Raw genomic sequence first — 17,049 nt, 5'->3', positions numbered from 1 at the left:
TCGCAATGAGGGGAGTCGCAGCCCACAACGGAATCAGTCTTTCGCCTCGGCCGGTTCCGACAGCTCGCTGAGCGCGGTCGCGTTGTTCTTGAACGCCGCTGCGAACACGGCGCGATTCTTCGCCATGTAAATGCTCGCGTCCTCTGCATGCTTCTCCGAGATCCCCGGCACGTTCTTGATCAGGACGTCGGTGAGAAGCTCGGCCAGCTCGAGCATTTGGTCGTGCGCATCGGCGAGTTTACGGTCCACGAAAGTAGTCTCCAGATCGCGGGTACTGCGGTAAAGGGTTTCAACAGCCATTTTGGCCTCGTCGTCTTATCCAGTGTTGAAAGGGCTAGACCCGGGCGTTCAGCGCTTTGTGCTCTGACCAGCGGGTATGCAAAGCATCGATCGTGCATGACCAGCGCGCCGGTCAGGTGTAGCGGGCTCTGCGTGAAGACCTTTAGGGAGGCTGGCCTGCGACGCAACAGCGAAAGCGATTTCTCGATTACTGTGTTTTTATACAGTAAAAGCCATGTGCCAATCAAGCACTGCCTGAATAGTGGCGTTTACGCATCTTTTTTGCGCTGCAAATGTGCCTTGCGACAACCCGCCGCGCTCTCAACCATAGCCTATGGCCCTGTTCCTGCTTTAAAAAGCAGGCCACAAGGGTGTCACGAGTACCCGGCATCATCCGGTCGGCATAAACGAAGGTTCAGAGGTAAGCGTCATGGGGAACAAATGGGCAGTAAAGATAAGACACCGCGTGCATGCGCAGGCCGAGTCACTGGGCAACCTGTGTGTGGAGAGCTTCCACTTTCTGGCGCTGTTCGCGATCGGCGCGATCACTGCCTGGGCGTCAGTGGTTGCATTTCTGGGGATGGTCGAGAAAGGCAACGTCACGGTCGATGACATCCTGCTGCTGTTCATCTATCTCGAGCTGGGGGCGATGACCGGGATTTATTTCAAGACCAACCACATGCCCGTGCGCTTCCTGATCTATGTCGCGATCACTGCACTGACCCGCCTGCTGATTTCCGACGTGTCCCATCACAACCCGCCGGATATTGGCATCATCTACCTGTGTGGCGGCATTCTGTTGCTGGCGTTTGCGATTCTGGTGGTGCGCTATGCGTCGTACAAATACCCGTCGGCGAAGATTCCCGATTCGTCCAGCACTGTCAAAGGCGCGGTGACGGAAGAAAAGGGCGAAATCTGATCGAGGCAGCGGCGGCATCTGTGCACGATGCCGCCAGCACGCTGCTTATCAAAGAAGGCAATCAGTTCAGCCAGACCCCGGCACGCCAGTGCCAGCCGTCACCAGCGCTTTCCCAGTGCGGATGCACATAGTGATAGCCGGGTCGTTCGGTTTCCCAGTGGCCATGCACCGGCACGAATCGCTGGCCGTTCCAGTGCCAGTAACCGCGTGCCCATATATAGCCGGGACGAGGGGCCGGTTCCACCTCGACGACGCGTTCCGGTGGCGGTTGCGGCGCGATCACTTCTTCGACGTATTCATGATGGACGTGCGGTCGTTCATGGACCACACGCTCCTCGACACAGCCTGACGCTATCGCAAGTGATGCGATCAATACCCCATAACGTAAATACATGTTGCCTCCTCGGAATCACCCGCAGGTGCAGTGGCGCTGAACTCAGTGCCCAGTCGCTCGAATGTTTCTGCGCAAGGATTGTTGTAGCAGGATGTATCTGTACTTTTGCTGAAGAGGAGGGAGGGGGAATGATAGCGAAAGGCCGGTTTTACTGGGGGGAAAGCCCGTTCAAGCAGGCTGGAGAGTATTGAAAGGCATCAACCTGTTCTTGCTCCATGCAGCGCCTAAAACGGCACTGCACAGAGGGGGAGGGCAGGCGTGAATCAAGCCCCGGCATTCACTGTTGCCAAGCTCTGCGGCCATAGACCATTGGCCGGAACAGGGGGCTTTTTCAGCGTCGCGCCGTCGGTCATCGCCGCAAGGATCTTGATCGCGCTTTCGCCACGTTCGATGGCGATGCCGAATTGCACGCTTTCTATCAGCTTGCGCAGGCGTTGTGGGTCATTGCGTTGGGCAGCGCTGATCAAACGCTTGGCAACGACTCCGCGTTCGTTGGACAAGGTCAGCATGATGCTGCCATCCAACCCTTGAATGCTCAGATTCACCCGATAGTCTGGGTGAAACGTGTCCGTGATCATCTGAAAAGGATTGTCCATATCATTCACCTGCTCAATGGTCTGCATAAGTTGACCGGGTAGTAGTCCTTTTGGTTCTCGACGACTGATCAGCGGTTGCGTTACTCCTGCGCTTGCTGCTGACGGTGTTGCTGTCGTCTTTCGCGTTGATGACAGGGTTTCGTTTAGAGAAGCTTTGACGCATTCACGACGTTCAGTTCGCGCCAGAAAGTGGCCGTCCTGATGGCCTGCCTCGTGGCGCGTACTACAGGGCTTTGCATGGTTCGGGCCATATTGCAGGGGCGATGCGCCAGAAGCCGCCGAGCGGGAGCACTGCGCAGTCGCTTCCTGGTTGGCTTTGCTGCAGGACGAGCCGGTCAGTAGGGTTGAAAAAAGTGCTCTCCAAACCGGGCGACGAACAGCTCCCGGACATCGCCTGCTCCTCTCGCGAATGCGTTTTGCCTATGACTTTTTCGAGTGATTGTCTGACACTCCGGCAACCGAATCTTGACGTCAGAGATTCGTAAAGACGGGGTCGAAACCGTAATCTCCCACTGTCCAGTTTCTGACGTTGAGCGTCGTGCTGCGGAGCTGTTGAACACCTGTTGGTATGAACGGCAGACCCGCACGCTGATGGAGGAGAAGCGGGATGATTTTTTGCTCGCCGAGGGCGGTCAGGTGCAGCGCTCGGGCTGCCCGACGCTGAATGTTAAATTCGATGGACGGCACCCGGCGATCAAAATGGCTGTGAGGTGAGCGATGGGTCAAGGTGGCCAAAGCTGTGCAGCGACCGTTTGTGGTGCGCTTGCCGGCCCGTGGCAAACAAAAAGGGCGAACCGTTGCCGGTTCGCCCTTTTCTTGCAAAACGTGTCAGTGAATCATCAGGTCAGACGAGCGGCTTCTTTCTCCTGCTCTTTTTCCAGAAATTCTTCTTCGAGCAGCGCGTCCGGGCTGACCGGATCTTCATCCTGTTCGGCGATGGTCGGTGCGGCGCCTCGTTTGCCGCGCAGTTTGCCAAACAGATGCTCGAGGGCATGATCGAGTTTTACAGCAGCGCCATCCACAGCCTGATCTACCGTATCGGCCTTGTGGGAAACAGAAATAGGTTGGTGTCCTTTGGGGCGAGCTTCCATCTGGCACTTGATGTCGTGCGGGCCAGGCTTTTCGCCGTTTTCGTCGCGGATGTGGACTTCCACGCGGGTCAGGTTTTCATCGTAGTGTTCGAGCGTGCTTTCAACGGTGGTACGAACCCACTCCTCCAGTCGGATACTGCTTTCGATGTGATTATCGCTATTGACCTGGATTTGCATAGTTAATCCTTATTAGGGCTTGCTCGTGCGAGGCTGGACTGCGTGATTCCTGTCGGAATCGTTTTCGTTTGCGCTCATTCACAGTGTTGGCGGCAATGGCCTGACAATTCAACCCCAATGTGTAAGAAATATTTCGCAGCAAAAAAGGGTTGCCTTGCCGCGAGGCTGTGAATCAGGAGCGGACGCAGAGCGTCCAGAACGGCATTCCCATGCGAAGCGTGAGGAACGAGAAGTGTCCGGGCGAACACTTCTCTCGCGCTCTGGCGTCCGAAACTAGAACGCGACCGACGTCTGTACGTACACCGTGCGCGGTTCGCCGACGTATTTGCCGCGGTTGTTGTCGTCGAACGAGCGGGTGTAGTACTGCCGGTTGAAAATGTTCTTCATCCCGACCGCGACGTTGAGGTCAGACAGTTGCGGGCCGAAGTCGTAGTTGGCGCGGGTGCTGAATAGCATGTACCCAGGGATCTTGCCTGTGCTGCCGTCGGCGCTTTCAGCGGAGGTATTGGCGTTGTCGGCAAACTGGTCGCTCTGGAACGAGCTGTCGAAATTGAGCTTCCATGGCCCTTCGGTGTAGCTGACGCCCATGGTGCCCTTGTGCTTTGACGAGAACGGCACGCGGTTGCCCTTGTTCGGGCCGTCTTCGCGGATCGTGGCGTCAACGAAGGCGTAGGTCGCGTAGACATCGTAGCCGGCCAGCGCCGGGCTCAGGCCCTCCAGCGCATAGTTGACGCTGGTCTCGATGCCCTGATGGCGCGTCTCGCCACGTGCGATCACCGTGTCGTTGGTCTGGTTGCTGTCGTACTGGTTGTCGAAATTGATCAGGAACGCGCCGATCTCGGCCCGCAGGTTGCCATTGTCGTAGCGTGTGCCCAGCTCCCAGGTGCGGGCTTTTTCCGGTTTGACTTCATCGCCCGTGACGCGGTTAGGCATCTGGCTGTACTGCACGCTGCCGAACGAGCCTTCGGTGTTGGCGTACAGGTTCCAGGTGTCGGTCAGGTGGTAAAGCACATTCAACGCGGGCAGTGCGGTGCTGTAGTCACCCTGGTATCGGGCGTTGGTCAGGTTGTTGTTCTGTGCGGTGTCGATCATCTCGTAGCGAATGCCCGGCGTGATGGTCCACTTGCCGATATCGATACGGTCGTCGATGTAGAACGCATGCGCTTCGGTCGCGCCGCGTGTGTCGCGGTCATTGCGACTGGCGGTGGTCGGCAGGTCGCCGGTGACCGGCTCGCGGTAGCGCAGTTCGTGACCGGCCTCGTTGACGTAGCGATAGCCGATGCCGACTTCATGCCAGGTTTCGCCCAGCGCAAAGCCTTGCGAGAAGCGTGTTTCCAGGCCACGCACCCAGTATTCGCGGGGCGACAGGGAGACGAAGCTGCCCTGATCCAGATAGCCGCTGCGCAGGGTCTTGGTGAAGAACGTGTTGGCGGTGAAGACGCGCGCGTCCTGTTCGTAGCGATAGCCGAAATTGAACATGGTGCGACGGCCCCAGAACTTGTCTTTCAGGCGTGTCGACTGGTACGGATCGGCATCGTAGTCCGCGACGCTGAGGCCACCGGGCATCTGCGCTTCGCCATCGTAGTACTGCGCCATGGCGTTGAGGCTGTTGGCGTCGTCGATCTGGTATTTACCCTTGAGGATAAGGTCATCGATTTCGGTATCGCTGTGCTCGCGCCAGTCGCCGCCGCGCACGCCGGAATACAGAATCGCGCCGCCCAGACCGTTGTCCGCAGTGCCGCCGGCCAGCAGGTTGCCGGTGGTCTTGAAGCCATCGTGGCTGGAAGACGGGCTGGTCTCGGTTTGTATGCCGCCCTTGAGAGTGGGGGCGTCGGGGATCGCGCGGGTCACGAAGTTGACGATGCCACCCACGTTCTGCGGACCGTAACGGACTGCGCCACCGCCACGCACTACATCGACTGCGTCCATGTTGCCCATGCTGATCGGCGCAAACGACAGTTGCGGCTGGCCATAGGGCGCGAACGGCACCGGGATGCCGTCCATCAGCACGGTAGAGCGCGACGCCAGGCGTGGATTGAGGCCGCGAATACCGAAATTCAGCGCCATGTCATGGCTGCCGGTGCCGTTGTTGTCCGGCGCATTCACGCCTGGAATGCGATTGAGCACTTCACGCGCCGACGTCGCGCCGACCCGCTCGAATTCCTCACGACGAATCACATCACGTGCGCCGGCATGTTCGAAAACGTTGGTTTGCTGTGCAGCGCCCAGCCAGTCACCGACCACCGTGGAAACCCCCAGCTCGATCGGCGCGCCAGCCGCATTGACCGGTTGCAAAGTGAAGCCGTTATTGCCATCGGTCGTGGCCTGCAGGCCGGTGCCTTCGAGCAAGGCGTTGAGTCCCTGCTCGGGCGTATACTGACCTTCCAGGCCACGGCTTTTCAGGCCGCTGGTAATCTGCGAACCATAGGAAATCAGCACGCCGGACTCACGACCGAACTGGTTCAACGCCGCTTCAAGCTCGCTCGGCGCAATGTGATACACCTTGGGGGCGACCTCGGCGGCTTGCGCCATAGACAGGCTGCCAACCGAAAGGCTCGCGCCGAAAATGACATGGCGCAATGTGCGCACCAGCGGTGAAAGTTGAGTAGGGCGGGCTGACATGCGGGAGTCCTTTGACCGGAAGGTTGAGAGAGGCTTTCCCTGTCTGTCACGCGAGGATCGAAAAACAGCTCACGCTTTTTGAAAAATTTTAGCCGGCCAGCGCAAATCCACCTGACATCCAAAAACCGCTGTGTGACGCAGGCCGTCACGAACGGCATTACCACGCTGAGTGGGAACGATAGTCAGCGTAGTGTCAGCCCTGCATTTCGGGCTCTCCAAGACGCGTATGTCCACATGAGCACTGAAAAGTGGGAACGAGCAATCACGATCAAACCCGCGCCTGCACGTTCACCCAATACCGCGTGAAGCGCTGCACGCGCACCGGTAGGGCGAGTTCGAGCATATCGAGGATGCGCTCGCTGTCGGCCAGCGGGTAGCTGCCGGAAATCAGCAGCCCTGCAACCCTCGCATCGCAATTCAGACGGCCGCGGCGGTAGCGACTCAACTCTGCGAGAAAATCCGCCAGCCTCATGCGCGACGCCACCAGCATCCCGTCCGCCCAGGCACCACTGCCTGCGTCCAACGGGCGAACCTTGTCCCAGGCATCACGGCTGAACGTCACCTGTTGGCTGGCCTGCAGCATCAAACCGGGGCCGCTCTTGCCGGCAGGGGCTACTTCGAGGGCTCCGGCGAACACGGCCAACTGCGTGCGCCCATTCAGTTGACGCAGGTTGAAACGACTGGCGCCGGTCGAGGCCCTGACCGTGCCTTCCGCGCTCAACAGGTTCAACGGGCGCGTTTCCGCCGAGGCCGTCATGAGGATTTCGCCCTGCAGCAGTTCGATCAGGCGCTGCTGTGCATCGAAACGCACATCCACCGCGCTGACCGTATTCAGTTGCACCTGGCTGCCATCGCTCAACGCCACCTTGCGCTGTTCGCCCACGCCACTGTCGTAGTCGGCCAGCAAAGGTTGCAGGGCGATCTGCTCGCGCAGGCTCCAGCCCGCTGCCGAGCCTGCGCCGAGCAGCAACAGCAGCTTCAACGCATGCCGACGGCTGGCGGACTTCGGCGCATTGAGTGCCGCATGCGCCAGCGGCGAGGACAGTCCGCTCAGGCGTTGATTGACCCGCTGCATGTGCGCCCATGCCCGTTGGTGCTCGGCGTTGCCATTGAGCCACAGCTGCCAGGCGTGCTGACGACGGGCATCCAGCGTGCCTTCCTGCATTTCCAGCAGCCAGCCAACGGCCTGCTGTGCTACGGCAGGCGAGATGTCGGATTTGTTCAGGGACTCGTTGTTCGGGTTCATAGGGCGAAATAGCAGCGCAGGGCGGCCTTGTGCAGATGGCGCTTGACCGTGGCGATGGAAATCCCCAGTTCGGCAGCTATCCGGCCATGGCTCAAACCGTCCACCTGCGACAGCAGAAACGCCCGCTTGACCAAGGGCGGCAGGCCGTCCAGCAGTTGATCGAGTTCGACCAGGGTTTCGAGAATGATCGCCCGCTCTTCTTCCGAAGGCGCCACGCGCTCCGGCAGTTCGGCCAGTGCCTGATAGTAGGCGTGCTCCAGGTCCTGACGCCGGTAGTGATTGCACAGCACGCGTTTGGCAATCGTCGTCAGAAAGGCACGCGGCTCGACGATTTGCGATGTATCGCGTGCGCCCAGCACCTTGATGAAGGTGTCCTGCGCCAGGTCCGCCGCGCTGTGCGGGCAGCCGAGTCTGCGTCGCAACCAGGTCGTCAGCCAGGCGTTGTGTGCCCTGTACAGGCCTTCGACAGTGTGATTGAGAGCGGAGTGGGCGACGGGCATCACGGGGGAACAATCCACGGGGACTCATTGGTGGTGTGGATTCTGGCAGACTCTTTTGCGTATGAGAATATTTATCATTAATATTGCGGTTCATTTATCCCGTTCAGGATCAATGGCGCATACCGCTGGCTTTCGTCGCGAACGGCTTCCCAGGTTTCCTGAACCAATGCAGACCCATTGATGGATGTCACCACCGCAAGCCGCCCGCTGCCGGCAAACGCACGGTAAAAGCCAGAACCCGGGGCGTAACGTGTGGCGAGAGCAACTGCGGCTGGGCAGCGGTGAGTCAGCTATTGGCCTAACGCCGTTCTGTACTCACCCGGTGTCGCCCCCACGGCCTGACGAAAACGGTTGCTGAAATGGCTGGCGCTGGCGAACCCGCATGCCAGCGCGATCTCGCCCAGCGGCTTGCCGGTGCCGCGCAGTAACTGGCGCGCCTGCTCGATACGCCGCGCCAACAGATACTGGTGCGGCGGCAAACCGAAGCTTTCGCGAAACATGCGTGCGAAGTGATATTCCGACAGCGCACACAGGCCGGCCAGTTGACCAAGGCTCAACGGGTCGGCGAGATGCATTTCGATGAAGTCCACCAGATGCCGGCGCAGGTGCGGCGCCAGACCGCCTTTCAAGCGCAGCCCTTCGCGCAGGCCTGCCTGATTGAGCAGCGCATGGCTGACCATCTCGTGCGCCAGGCTGCTGGTCAGCAGGCGCTCGCCCGGTTCTGCCCAGTTCAGGCGAATCAGCTGCCGGAAGCGTGCCGCCTGTGCGGGGTCTTCCAGAAAGGTGTTTTCCCGCAGCTGCATCTCGCGCGGCTCGCGATCCAGCAGGGTCACGCAGCCCAACGCAAACTGTTCCGGGCTGAAATACAGATGCGCCAGACGGATCTCGCCGTTCACTACCCAGGCGGACTCATGGCCGGCAGGCAAGATGCACAACTTGCCCGGCGCGCCTTTCTGGTCGGGTCTGCCGCGGCGAAAGGTCCCGGTGCCATCCTCGATATAGCACGACAAGGTATGGTGGGTCGGTGCGTGATACTCCTGCGAGTCATGCCGATTGTTCCACAACGCCGCCACCAGCCCGTCGCCCAGCGGCGCGCTTTGCTCCAGATTGGCATTGGGTGAACTGTTCAGGGCCTGAAAGACCTGGATGGATTCAATGGCGGGCATGACGATTCCTCTAGGATTTGTATCCTACTCGCTGGCGACGCCGCTGCCAGCAGCGCTTGAAGCAAATGCGCAAGATTGTGCAAGCGCTGGCAGGCCGGCACGCAGCAGACTGATGGCTCATCAAGGAGCCTGCACCATGAACCTCTCGCTTTATCTGCTGACCGTGCTGATCTGGGGCACCACCTGGATCGCCCTGAAACTTCAACTCGGCGATGTCGCGATTCCGGTATCGATCGTCTACCGCTTCGCCCTGGCGGCGTTGGTGCTGTTTGCATTCCTGCTGCTGAGCAAGCGTCTGCAGCCGGTCAATCGTCGCGGCCAGTTGATTTGCCTGGCGCAGGGCGTGTGCCTGTTCTGTGTCAACTTCATGTGCTTCTACACGGCCAGCCAGTGGATACCCAGCGGCCTGATCGCGGTGGTGTTCTCGACCTCGACGCTGTGGAATGCGCTGAACGCACGGGTGTTCTTTCGCCAGAAAATCGCCCGCAATGTGCTGGCCGGTGGCGCCATGGGCCTGTTGGGGTTGGCCTGCCTGTTCTGGCCCGAACTGTCCGGGCACAGCGCCAGCCGCGAGACCCTGATCGGGCTGGGTTTGGCCCTGCTCGGCACACTGTGCTTCTCGGCCGGCAACATGCTGTCGAGCCTGCAACAAAAAGCCGGCCTGCGCCCGTTGACCACCAATGCCTGGGGCATGTTCTACGGGGCGACGATACTGGGCATGTATTGCCTGCTGAGCGGCACGCCGTTCAGCTTCGAATGGAACACGCGCTACGTAGGCTCACTGCTGTTTCTGGTGATCCCCGGCTCGGTGATTGCATTCACTGCCTACCTGACCCTGGTAGGACGCATGGGCCCGGAACGCGCGGCTTACTGCACCGTGCTGTTCCCGATTGTGGCGCTGAACATCTCGACGTGGGTCGAAGGCTACCAGTGGACGCTGGCGGCCCTGCTGGGGCTGGTGCTGGTGATGGTCGGCAACGTACTGGTGTTCAGGAGGATCAGGCCGGTTGCCGTCGTGGTCGGCGGCAAACTGGCCTGAGTCGGTGTCTATCCTGCACAGCGGCCCTGCACTGCGAGAGAGGCGCGGTCTCAGCCTTTCCACACCTGCGGGTTCACCAGGTCCTGCGGTCGTTGACCGAGCAGCGCGCTGCGCAGGTTGCCGTAGGCGCGGTCGGCCATGGCCTGGCGGGTTTCGGTGGTGGCTGAGCCGATGTGCGGCAGGGTCACCGCGTTCTTCAACTGGAACAGCGGCGATTCGCTCAGCGGCTCTTTTTCGTAGACGTCCAGACCGGCACCGCGAATGGTGCCGTTCTGCAGCGCTTCGATCAGCGCAGGTTCATCGACGATCGGGCCGCGGGCGATGTTGACCAGGATCGCGCCGGGCTTCATCAGGCTCAACTCGCGGCGGCCGATCAAGTGTTGGGTCTTTTCGCTCAGCGGTACGACCAGGCAGACGAAATCCGCTTCGGCCAGCAATTGATCGAGGCTGCGAAATTGTGCGCCCAGTTCCTGTTCGAGCTCGGTCTTGCGGCTGTTGCCGCTGTACAGAATCGGCATGTTGAAACCCAGACGACCACGGCGGGCAATCGCTGCGCCGATGTTGCCCATGCCGACAATACCCAGCGTCTTGCCATGCACATCGGTGCCGAAGTGCGGTGGTTCGATGCTGCGCGTCCACTGTCCGGCCTTGGTATAGGCGTCCAGTTCGGCCACTCGGCGCGCGCTGCTCATGATCAGCGAGAAGCCCAGATCGGCGGTGCTTTCGGTCAGTACATCCGGCGTGTTGGTCAGCAGAATGCCGCGCTCGCTCAGGTACTCGACGTCATAGTTGTCGTAGCCCACCGAGATGCTGGACACCACCTCCAGCTTCGTCGCGTTCTGCAGTTGCTCGCGACCCAGCTTGCGGCCTGCGCCGATCAGCCCGTGGGATTCAGGCAAGGCTTCTGCAAACTGCGCGTTGATATCACCCTGCTTGGGGTTGGGCACGATCACGTTGAAGTCTTGCGCCAGGCGCTCGGCCATTTCAGGAGAAACACGGCTGAAGGCGAGTACGGTTTTTTTCATTGGGCAGTCACTCTTGAGCGGTTGAATGAGTAGCACGCTAACATTCCTCCCCGCTCTTTGGCAGCCGCTTTTTGCAGTTGTACGATGTCAGAACGATGACTTGAGGGCCTGCACATGCAGATCCGCTTCATCGGCAGCGAGAATTTCCGGCAGGGAACCGCGCAGGTATTCAACCCAGGTTCTGATCTTCGCATCCAGATACTGGCGTGACGGGTAGATGGCGTACAGGTTCAGCTCTTGCGAGCGGTAATCGGACAGCACGCGCACCAGAGTGCCGTTGCGCAGCCCCTCGATCGCCGAGTAGATCGGCAGGATGCCAATCCCCATGCCGCTGGAAATCGCGGTCTTCATCGCATCCGCAGAGTTGACCAGCAGCGGCGAGCTGTTGATGGTGACCATCTCCTGGCCTTCAGGACCATCGAACAGCCACTTGTCCAGCGGGAACACCGGGCTCACCAGACGCAGGCACGCATGATTCAGCAGGTCGGCAGGCTTGTGGGCCATGCCGAAGGTTTTCACGTACTCGGGCGACGCGCACACGATGCTGTAGGTAATGCCCAGGCGCTGAGACACAAAGCCCGAGTCGGCCAGCTCGCTGGCGAGCACGATCGACACGTCATAGCCTTCTTCCAGCAAGTCCGGCACGCGGTGGGTCATGGTCAGGTCGAACGCGACGTCCGGGTGGTTGCGCCGGTAACGGGCAATCGCATCAATCACATAATGCTGGCCGACGCCGGGCATCGAATGCACCTTGAGCTGTCCGGCCGGGCGGGCATGAGCGTCGCTGGCTTCGGCCTCGGCTTCTTCTACCGAGGCGAGAATCTGTTCGCAGCGCAACAGATAACGCTTGCCTGCTTCAGTGAGGGCAATGCGTCGGGTGGTGCGATTGAGCAGGCGCGTTTGTAAATGTGCTTCAAGGTTGGAGACCGCACGCGAGACGTTGGCGGTGGTGGTATCCAGCACGGCGGCGGCAGCAGTGAAGCTGCCCGCTTGCGCCACGCAGCTGAAGGCACGCATGTTTTGCAGGGTGTCCATGGGTACTTCTCTGAGTAGATGGCAAATTGTGACATGAAGTAACGGATGCATGTATCCAGACCAAAGGATTATCGCCGTTTCAGTAACAAAGATTCACAAATCTCCCCGCTTATCGCCGCGTCGAGTGCCGCCTAGAATCGCCGCCATTCAAGGTGTGTCACCTTCGTTCGGGAACTTGCAGCTGTGCCGCGTCGCATCATCAGAGGGCTCTGGCCCGTCGGTCTTCTGGCTTTTACGCTGGTCCTCAGCGGCTGTATCGGAACGCATGGAATCACACCGCAGGGCAGTGTTCTGCACGCTGACAGCCTGGCCACCGATCAGGCGATTCAGAGCGCTACCCTCGACGCCCATTGGCCCGCAGCGCAATGGTGGCGTGCCTACGGCGACGCGCAACTGGACCGCTGGGTCGAGATGGCGACGCTGGGCAGCCCGAGTCTGGCACTTGCCGCAGCTCGTGTGCGTCAGGCAAAGGCGATGGCACAGGTGGCCGAGTCCGCCGAGTCTGTGCAAGTGCAAGGCGACGCCAGCCTGATGCGTCACGACTGGCCCGAGGATCAGTTTTATGGCCCCGGCGCGCTGGCCGATACTCGCACCTGGGACAACAATGCGTCGCTGGGCCTGAGCTACGCAGTGGACCTGTGGGGACGTGAACGCAACGCCAGCGAGCAGGCCGTTGATCTGGCGCACGTGAGTGCTGCCGAGCAGCGTCAGGCGCAGCTCGAATTGCAGGAAAACGTGGTCCGCGCCTACATCCGGCTGTCCCTCGACTACGCCCGACTGGATATCGCCGAGGCGGCCCTGGCCCAGCAGCAACAGATACTCGACCTGGCGCAGCGTCGCCTCAAGGGCGGGATCGGCACGCACTTCGACGTCAGTCAGGCCCAAACTCCGCTGCCTGAGGCGCATCGGCAGATCGACGCGCTGCAAGAGGCCATCGCGTTGAGTCGCAACCAACTGGCTGCGCTGGCAGGCAAGGGACCGGGGCAGGGCGCGGCGTTGCAGCGGCCTGCGCTGTCGTTGCACACCGCGCTGACATTGCCCTCGGCATTGCCCGCCGAACTGCTCGGTCAGCGACCTGACGTGGTGGCTGCGCGCTGGCAGGTGGCGGCGCAGGCACGCGGTATCGACGTTGCACATGCGGGCTTTTATCCCAATGTCGATCTGGTCGGCAGCCTGAGCTACATGGCCACGGGCGGTGGCATGCTCGAGTTTCTGACCGGCAGCAAGCTGGGTTACAAGGTCGGGCCGGCCATCAGCCTGCCGATCTTCGACGCTGGACGCTTGCGGGCCGAGCTGGGCCGGGCGTCGGCTGCTTATGATCAGGCCGTGGCGCATTACAACCAGACGCTGGTCATGGCGTTGAAAAATGTCTCCGACCAGTTGATTCGGCGCGCCTCGATGGACAAGCAGCAGGCACTCGCCGCCGAGTCGGTGGCGTCGGCGCAAAAGACCTACGACATTGCCCTGATCGCCTGGCAGCGCGGCCTGACCGATTACCTGAATGTGCTCAATGCGCGCACGCAGTTGTTTCGCCAGCAGCAGGTTCAGCAACAGGTCGAGGCCGCGCGGCTGGAAGCCTACGCCGGGCTGGTGGTGGCGCTGGGCGGTGCCGGTGGAGGGAATGGCAATCCCAATGGTCATTTCGCACACACCGTCGCCGAGTCTGAGGGCGGGCAATGATCGCCTCGCTACAGCGCATCACCGACCTGCCGTGGCGTCGCGAATGGCACAGCTGGGCGCGCAGTGACGGGGTTACCTGGGTTTACATCTTCAAGGTGCTGCTCGCCGCATTCCTCACCTACTGGCTGGCACTGCGCCTGGAACTGCCGCAGCCGCACACGGCGATGATCACGGTGTTCATCGTCATGCAGCCACAGAGTGGGCAGGTGTTCGCCAAGAGTTTTTATCGCCTGCTGGGGACGCTGGCCGGCTCGGCGATGATGGTGCTGTTGATGGCCCTGTTTGCGCAGAATCCGCTGCCGTTTCTCGGCAGTCTCGCGCTCTGGGTCGGTCTGTGCTCGGCCGGCGCGGCGCGCTATCGCAACTTTCGCGCGTACGGCTTTGTGCTGGCCGGGTATACCGCAGCCATGGTCGGGCTGCCTGCGCTGGCGCATCCGGAAGGTTCGTTCATGTCGGCGGTGTGGCGGGTAGTGGAAATTAGCCTGGGCATCCTGTGCTCCACGGCCATCAGCGCAGCGGTGCTGCCGCAGAGTTCCAGCGCTGCGATGCGCAACGCGCTGTATCTGCGCTTCGGCGGGTTCGCGCGCTTCGTGGTCAACGGCCTGCGCGGCGATATCTCACGCGCCGAATTTGAAACCGGCAACGTACGCTTTGTGGCCGAGGCCATCGGTCTTGAAGGGCTGCGCAGCGTCACGGTATTCGAAGACCCGCACATGCGTCGCCGCAACGGTCGACTCAACCGTTTGAACAGCGAATTCATGGCGGTCACCACGCGCTTCAATGCCCTGCACCAATTGCTCGAGCGTCTGCGCCTCGAACAGGCCGATCAGGTGTTGAAGCATATCGATCCCGGCCTTGAACACCTTGCAGAGCTACTCGACGGTTTCGCCGACCGCGCCTTGACCAACGATGACGCGGCGCTGCTGGTCACCCGTCTGGAGTCGTGCAGGGCGCACTTTCCCGAGCGGGTCAGAAGCCTGCGCGCCGAGCTGGAGCGCACCTTGCCCAGCGACGCCGAACGACTGGACTTTCACACCTCGTTCGAGCTGCTGTACCGCTTGCTCAGCGAGTTGCTCGACTACGCACGAACCCACGCATCACTGGCCGACCACAGCCATGAGCGTGAACAGTGGAAGGGCTCGTTCGTACCGCGTACCCACTGGATGACCGCGCTGGCAGCCGGCGCCCGGGCGACCTGCGTGGTCGGTCTGATGAGTGTGTATTGGGTGCTGACGGCGTGGCCCAGCGGCGCGAGCATGGTCCTGGCCTCGGCGGCCACCGTTGCGCTGTCGTCGACCACCCACAACCCCAGACGCATGTCGCTGCAAATGGCCGGCGGTACATTGCTCGGCGCGTTGTCGGGCTTTATCGAAACGTTTTTTCTGTTCCCGTACATCGACGGTTTTCCGCTGCTGTGCCTGCTGTTGGCACCGGTGTTTGTGCTCGGCGCGTACCTGGGTTCACGCCCTCAGTGGACAGGATACGGCCTGGGGCTGCTGATTTTTTTCAGCCTGGGCTCGGTGCCGGACAACCTGACGGTCTACGACCCCTACACCTTCATCAACGATTACATCGCGATGGTCGTCGGCATGCTGATCTGTGCCGCTGCCGGGGCAATCATCCTGCCGCCCAACAGCCGCTGGATGTGGCAACGCCTGGAACAGGCCTTGCGCAATCAGGTGGTGTTTGCGATCAGCGCGCCGCTCAAGCGTCTGGGCTCAAGTTTCGAAAGCCAGACCCGCGACCTGATGCATCAGGCGTATGGCCTGGCGATCGGCAAACCGCTGGTTCAGCGCGAGTTGTTGCGCTGGATGTTCGTGGTGCTGGAAATCGGCCACGCCATTATCGAGCTGCGCCATGAACAGGCGCTGCTGCCGATTCACCCTGCCTACGCCGAGTACCAGCCCTGGCGCATCGCGCTGCGAGTCATGGGGCGCGCCTTGGTGCGGCTGTTCATTCAGCCTGATGCGGTCAATCTGCAGCGCTGCCTGTCGGCAGTCGATCAGGCCATCAAGCGGGTGCAGGAGGCTGATGAACCCTTCGCCTCGCATTTCGATACGTCGGTGCTGCGCCGGGTAAAAAGCTACCTGCACTTTATCCGCACCTCGCTGCTGGACCCGCAATCGCCGCTGGCCGTTTACAGCGTTGCGCGAACCGTTTCAGGAGCCGCCCATGCCACGTGAAATAGCCTTCCACGGCCTGTACATGCCGACCCTCACGCTGATCTTTCTGCTGGCCGTGGTTCTGGCATGGGCGCTGGATCGACTGCTGGCCGGTTTTGACCTGTATCGATATTTCTGGCACCCGGCCTTGCTGCGTCTGAGCCTGTTTATCTGCATCTTCGGCGCGTTTGCGCTGGCCCTTTATCGTTGACGCCTGAGTCGGGAAAAATCTCTGGATGAAAAAGTTCTTCAGTCTGTCTGCCACGTTGCTGGTGCTGGCAATCGCACTCTGGATCGGTCGTACGTTGTGGGTCGACTACATGGATAGCCCATGGACCCGCGATGGCCGGGTGCGTGCCGATATCATCAACGTGGCCGCCGATGTGTCCGGCACCGTGGTCGACGTCCCGGTGCATGACAACCAGTGGGTAAAGCGTGGCGATCTGCTGATGCAGATCGACCCGGAGCATTACCGGATCGCCGTGAAGCAGGCGCAGGCGTTGCTGGCTTCACGCAAGGCGACCTGGGAAATGCGCAAACTGAATGCCAGGCGGCGTGCCGACATGGATGAACTGGTCATCTCGGCGGAAAATCGTGACGACGCGAGCAACGTAGCCACCTCGGCCCTGGCCGATTACCAGTTTGCCCAGGCGCAACTGGAGGCGGCCGAGCTCAACCTGTCCCGCACACGGGTACTGGCGGCGGTGGACGGTTACGTCACCAACCTCAATGTTCATCGCGGCGACTATGCACGCATCGGTGAGGCGAAGATGGCCGTGGTCGACATGAACTCGTTCTGGGTCTACGGGTTCTTCGAGGAAACCAAGCTGCCGCACCTGAAAGTGGGTGATCCTGCTGACCTGCAACTGATGAGCGGCGAGGTGCTCAAGGGCCATGTCGAAAGCATCGCACGCGGCATCTACGACCGTGACAACCCGCAAAGCCGCGAACTGATCGCCGACGTGAACCCGACCTTCAACTGGGTGCGTCTGGCCCAGCGCGTGCCGGTGCGTATTCATCTGGATCAGGTACCGCAGGATGTATTGCTGGCGGCGGGGATGACTTGCACAGTGATCGTCAGGCCGGTGGACGGCTGATCAGAGTGGAGGACGCAGAGC

General features: G+C 60.9%; 17 protein-coding genes. 7 read left to right on the top strand and 10 right to left on the bottom strand.

Annotated elements, in window-relative coordinates; translation table 11 throughout:
* Positions 1 to 33 precede the first annotated feature (33 nt).
* Entirely contained in the window at positions 34 to 300 is a 267-nt protein-coding gene (locus tag LIX91_RS09700) for a YebG family protein (RefSeq protein ID WP_003365454.1), read from the bottom strand.
* Between the two features lie 409 nt (positions 301 to 709).
* Between LIX91_RS09700 and LIX91_RS09695 the strand changes: the two genes are divergently transcribed.
* A complete protein-coding gene (locus LIX91_RS09695) occupies positions 710 to 1,198 on the top strand; it encodes a phosphate-starvation-inducible protein PsiE (protein ID WP_003316964.1) in 489 nt (162 codons plus the stop codon).
* Between the two features lie 61 nt (positions 1,199 to 1,259).
* Here the strand turns inward: LIX91_RS09695 and LIX91_RS09690 are convergent, their stop codons facing one another.
* Together LIX91_RS09690 and LIX91_RS09685 are read right to left on the bottom strand one after the other, a co-directional pair.
* On the bottom strand, positions 1,260 to 1,592 hold the full coding sequence (locus LIX91_RS09690) for a YXWGXW repeat-containing protein (protein WP_046236626.1): 333 nt from the start codon (positions 1,590 to 1,592) through the stop codon (positions 1,260 to 1,262).
* A 263-nt stretch (positions 1,593 to 1,855) separates the two neighbouring features.
* Entirely contained in the window at positions 1,856 to 2,188 is a 333-nt protein-coding gene (locus LIX91_RS09685) for a DUF3509 domain-containing protein (RefSeq protein ID WP_226488460.1), read from the bottom strand.
* Between the two features lie 465 nt (positions 2,189 to 2,653).
* Between LIX91_RS09685 and LIX91_RS09680 the strand changes: the two genes are divergently transcribed.
* Positions 2,654 to 2,902 (top strand): hypothetical protein, encoded by a 249-nt coding sequence (locus LIX91_RS09680; RefSeq protein WP_226488408.1) that lies wholly within the window; start codon positions 2,654 to 2,656, stop codon positions 2,900 to 2,902.
* Positions 2,903 to 3,027: 125 nt separating this feature from the next.
* On the opposite strand, the gene LIX91_RS09675 is transcribed toward LIX91_RS09680, so the two are convergent.
* From LIX91_RS09675 to LIX91_RS09655, 5 genes are all read right to left on the bottom strand, one after another.
* A complete protein-coding gene (locus tag LIX91_RS09675) occupies positions 3,028 to 3,456 on the bottom strand; it encodes an HPF/RaiA family ribosome-associated protein (RefSeq protein WP_003408787.1) in 429 nt (142 codons plus the stop codon).
* Positions 3,457 to 3,729: 273 nt separating this feature from the next.
* Positions 3,730 to 6,078 (bottom strand): TonB-dependent Fe(3+) dicitrate receptor FecA, encoded by a 2,349-nt coding sequence (fecA, locus tag LIX91_RS09670; RefSeq protein WP_100072281.1) that lies wholly within the window; start codon positions 6,076 to 6,078, stop codon positions 3,730 to 3,732.
* Between the two features lie 268 nt (positions 6,079 to 6,346).
* The gene (locus tag LIX91_RS09665; RefSeq protein ID WP_226488407.1) at positions 6,347 to 7,324 is read right to left on the bottom strand and encodes a FecR domain-containing protein; all 978 of its coding nucleotides are present in this window, start codon (positions 7,322 to 7,324) and stop codon (positions 6,347 to 6,349) included.
* Positions 7,321 to 7,824 (bottom strand): sigma-70 family RNA polymerase sigma factor, encoded by a 504-nt coding sequence (locus LIX91_RS09660; protein WP_100072279.1) that lies wholly within the window; start codon positions 7,822 to 7,824, stop codon positions 7,321 to 7,323. Before LIX91_RS09660 ends, LIX91_RS09665 begins: the two co-directional genes overlap by 4 nt.
* A gap of 290 nt (positions 7,825 to 8,114) precedes the next feature.
* A complete protein-coding gene (locus LIX91_RS09655) occupies positions 8,115 to 8,990 on the bottom strand; it encodes an AraC family transcriptional regulator (RefSeq protein WP_003408842.1) in 876 nt (291 codons plus the stop codon).
* A 136-nt stretch (positions 8,991 to 9,126) separates the two neighbouring features.
* On the opposite strand from LIX91_RS09655, the gene LIX91_RS09650 reads away from it, so the two are divergent.
* Positions 9,127 to 10,029 carry a DMT family transporter gene (locus LIX91_RS09650; RefSeq protein ID WP_226488406.1) on the top strand — a complete coding sequence of 301 codons (903 nt, stop codon included), beginning with the start codon at positions 9,127 to 9,129 and terminating at the stop codon, positions 10,027 to 10,029.
* Positions 10,030 to 10,079: 50 nt separating this feature from the next.
* Here LIX91_RS09650 and LIX91_RS09645 read toward each other — a convergent pair whose 3' ends face one another.
* The gene (locus LIX91_RS09645) at positions 10,080 to 11,054 is read right to left on the bottom strand and encodes a 2-hydroxyacid dehydrogenase (protein ID WP_003316953.1); all 975 of its coding nucleotides are present in this window, start codon (positions 11,052 to 11,054) and stop codon (positions 10,080 to 10,082) included.
* Positions 11,055 to 11,141: 87 nt separating this feature from the next.
* Positions 11,142 to 12,089 carry a LysR family transcriptional regulator gene (locus tag LIX91_RS09640; protein ID WP_002552240.1) on the bottom strand — a complete coding sequence of 316 codons (948 nt, stop codon included), beginning with the start codon at positions 12,087 to 12,089 and terminating at the stop codon, positions 11,142 to 11,144.
* Positions 12,090 to 12,272: 183 nt separating this feature from the next.
* Between LIX91_RS09640 and LIX91_RS09635 the strand changes: the two genes are divergently transcribed.
* The 4 genes from LIX91_RS09635 to LIX91_RS09620 are packed head-to-tail and all read left to right on the top strand — an operon-like array spanning position 12,273 to position 17,028.
* Positions 12,273 to 13,769: an efflux transporter outer membrane subunit gene (locus LIX91_RS09635; protein ID WP_226488405.1), complete on the top strand. Its 1,497-nt coding sequence runs from the start codon at positions 12,273 to 12,275 to the stop codon at positions 13,767 to 13,769.
* Positions 13,766 to 15,952 (top strand): FUSC family protein, encoded by a 2,187-nt coding sequence (locus LIX91_RS09630; RefSeq protein ID WP_226488404.1) that lies wholly within the window; start codon positions 13,766 to 13,768, stop codon positions 15,950 to 15,952. Before LIX91_RS09635 ends, LIX91_RS09630 begins: the two co-directional genes overlap by 4 nt.
* The gene (locus LIX91_RS09625) at positions 15,942 to 16,142 is read left to right on the top strand and encodes a DUF1656 domain-containing protein (protein ID WP_226488403.1); all 201 of its coding nucleotides are present in this window, start codon (positions 15,942 to 15,944) and stop codon (positions 16,140 to 16,142) included. The genes LIX91_RS09630 and LIX91_RS09625 overlap by 11 nt, the downstream gene beginning before the upstream one ends.
* A 25-nt stretch (positions 16,143 to 16,167) precedes the next feature.
* Positions 16,168 to 17,028, top strand: coding sequence for an HlyD family secretion protein (locus LIX91_RS09620; RefSeq protein WP_226488402.1), 861 nt, complete (start codon positions 16,168 to 16,170; stop codon positions 17,026 to 17,028).
* Positions 17,029 to 17,049: the final 21 nt, after the last annotated feature.

The sequence above is a fragment of the Pseudomonas sp. B20 genome (genome assembly GCF_020515755.1).
GTDB classification, from domain to species: domain Bacteria; phylum Pseudomonadota; class Gammaproteobacteria; order Pseudomonadales; family Pseudomonadaceae; genus Aquipseudomonas; species Aquipseudomonas syringae.
Note: the sequence above shows the minus strand (reverse complement) of the source record. Positions and strands in the feature narration are given on the sequence as shown.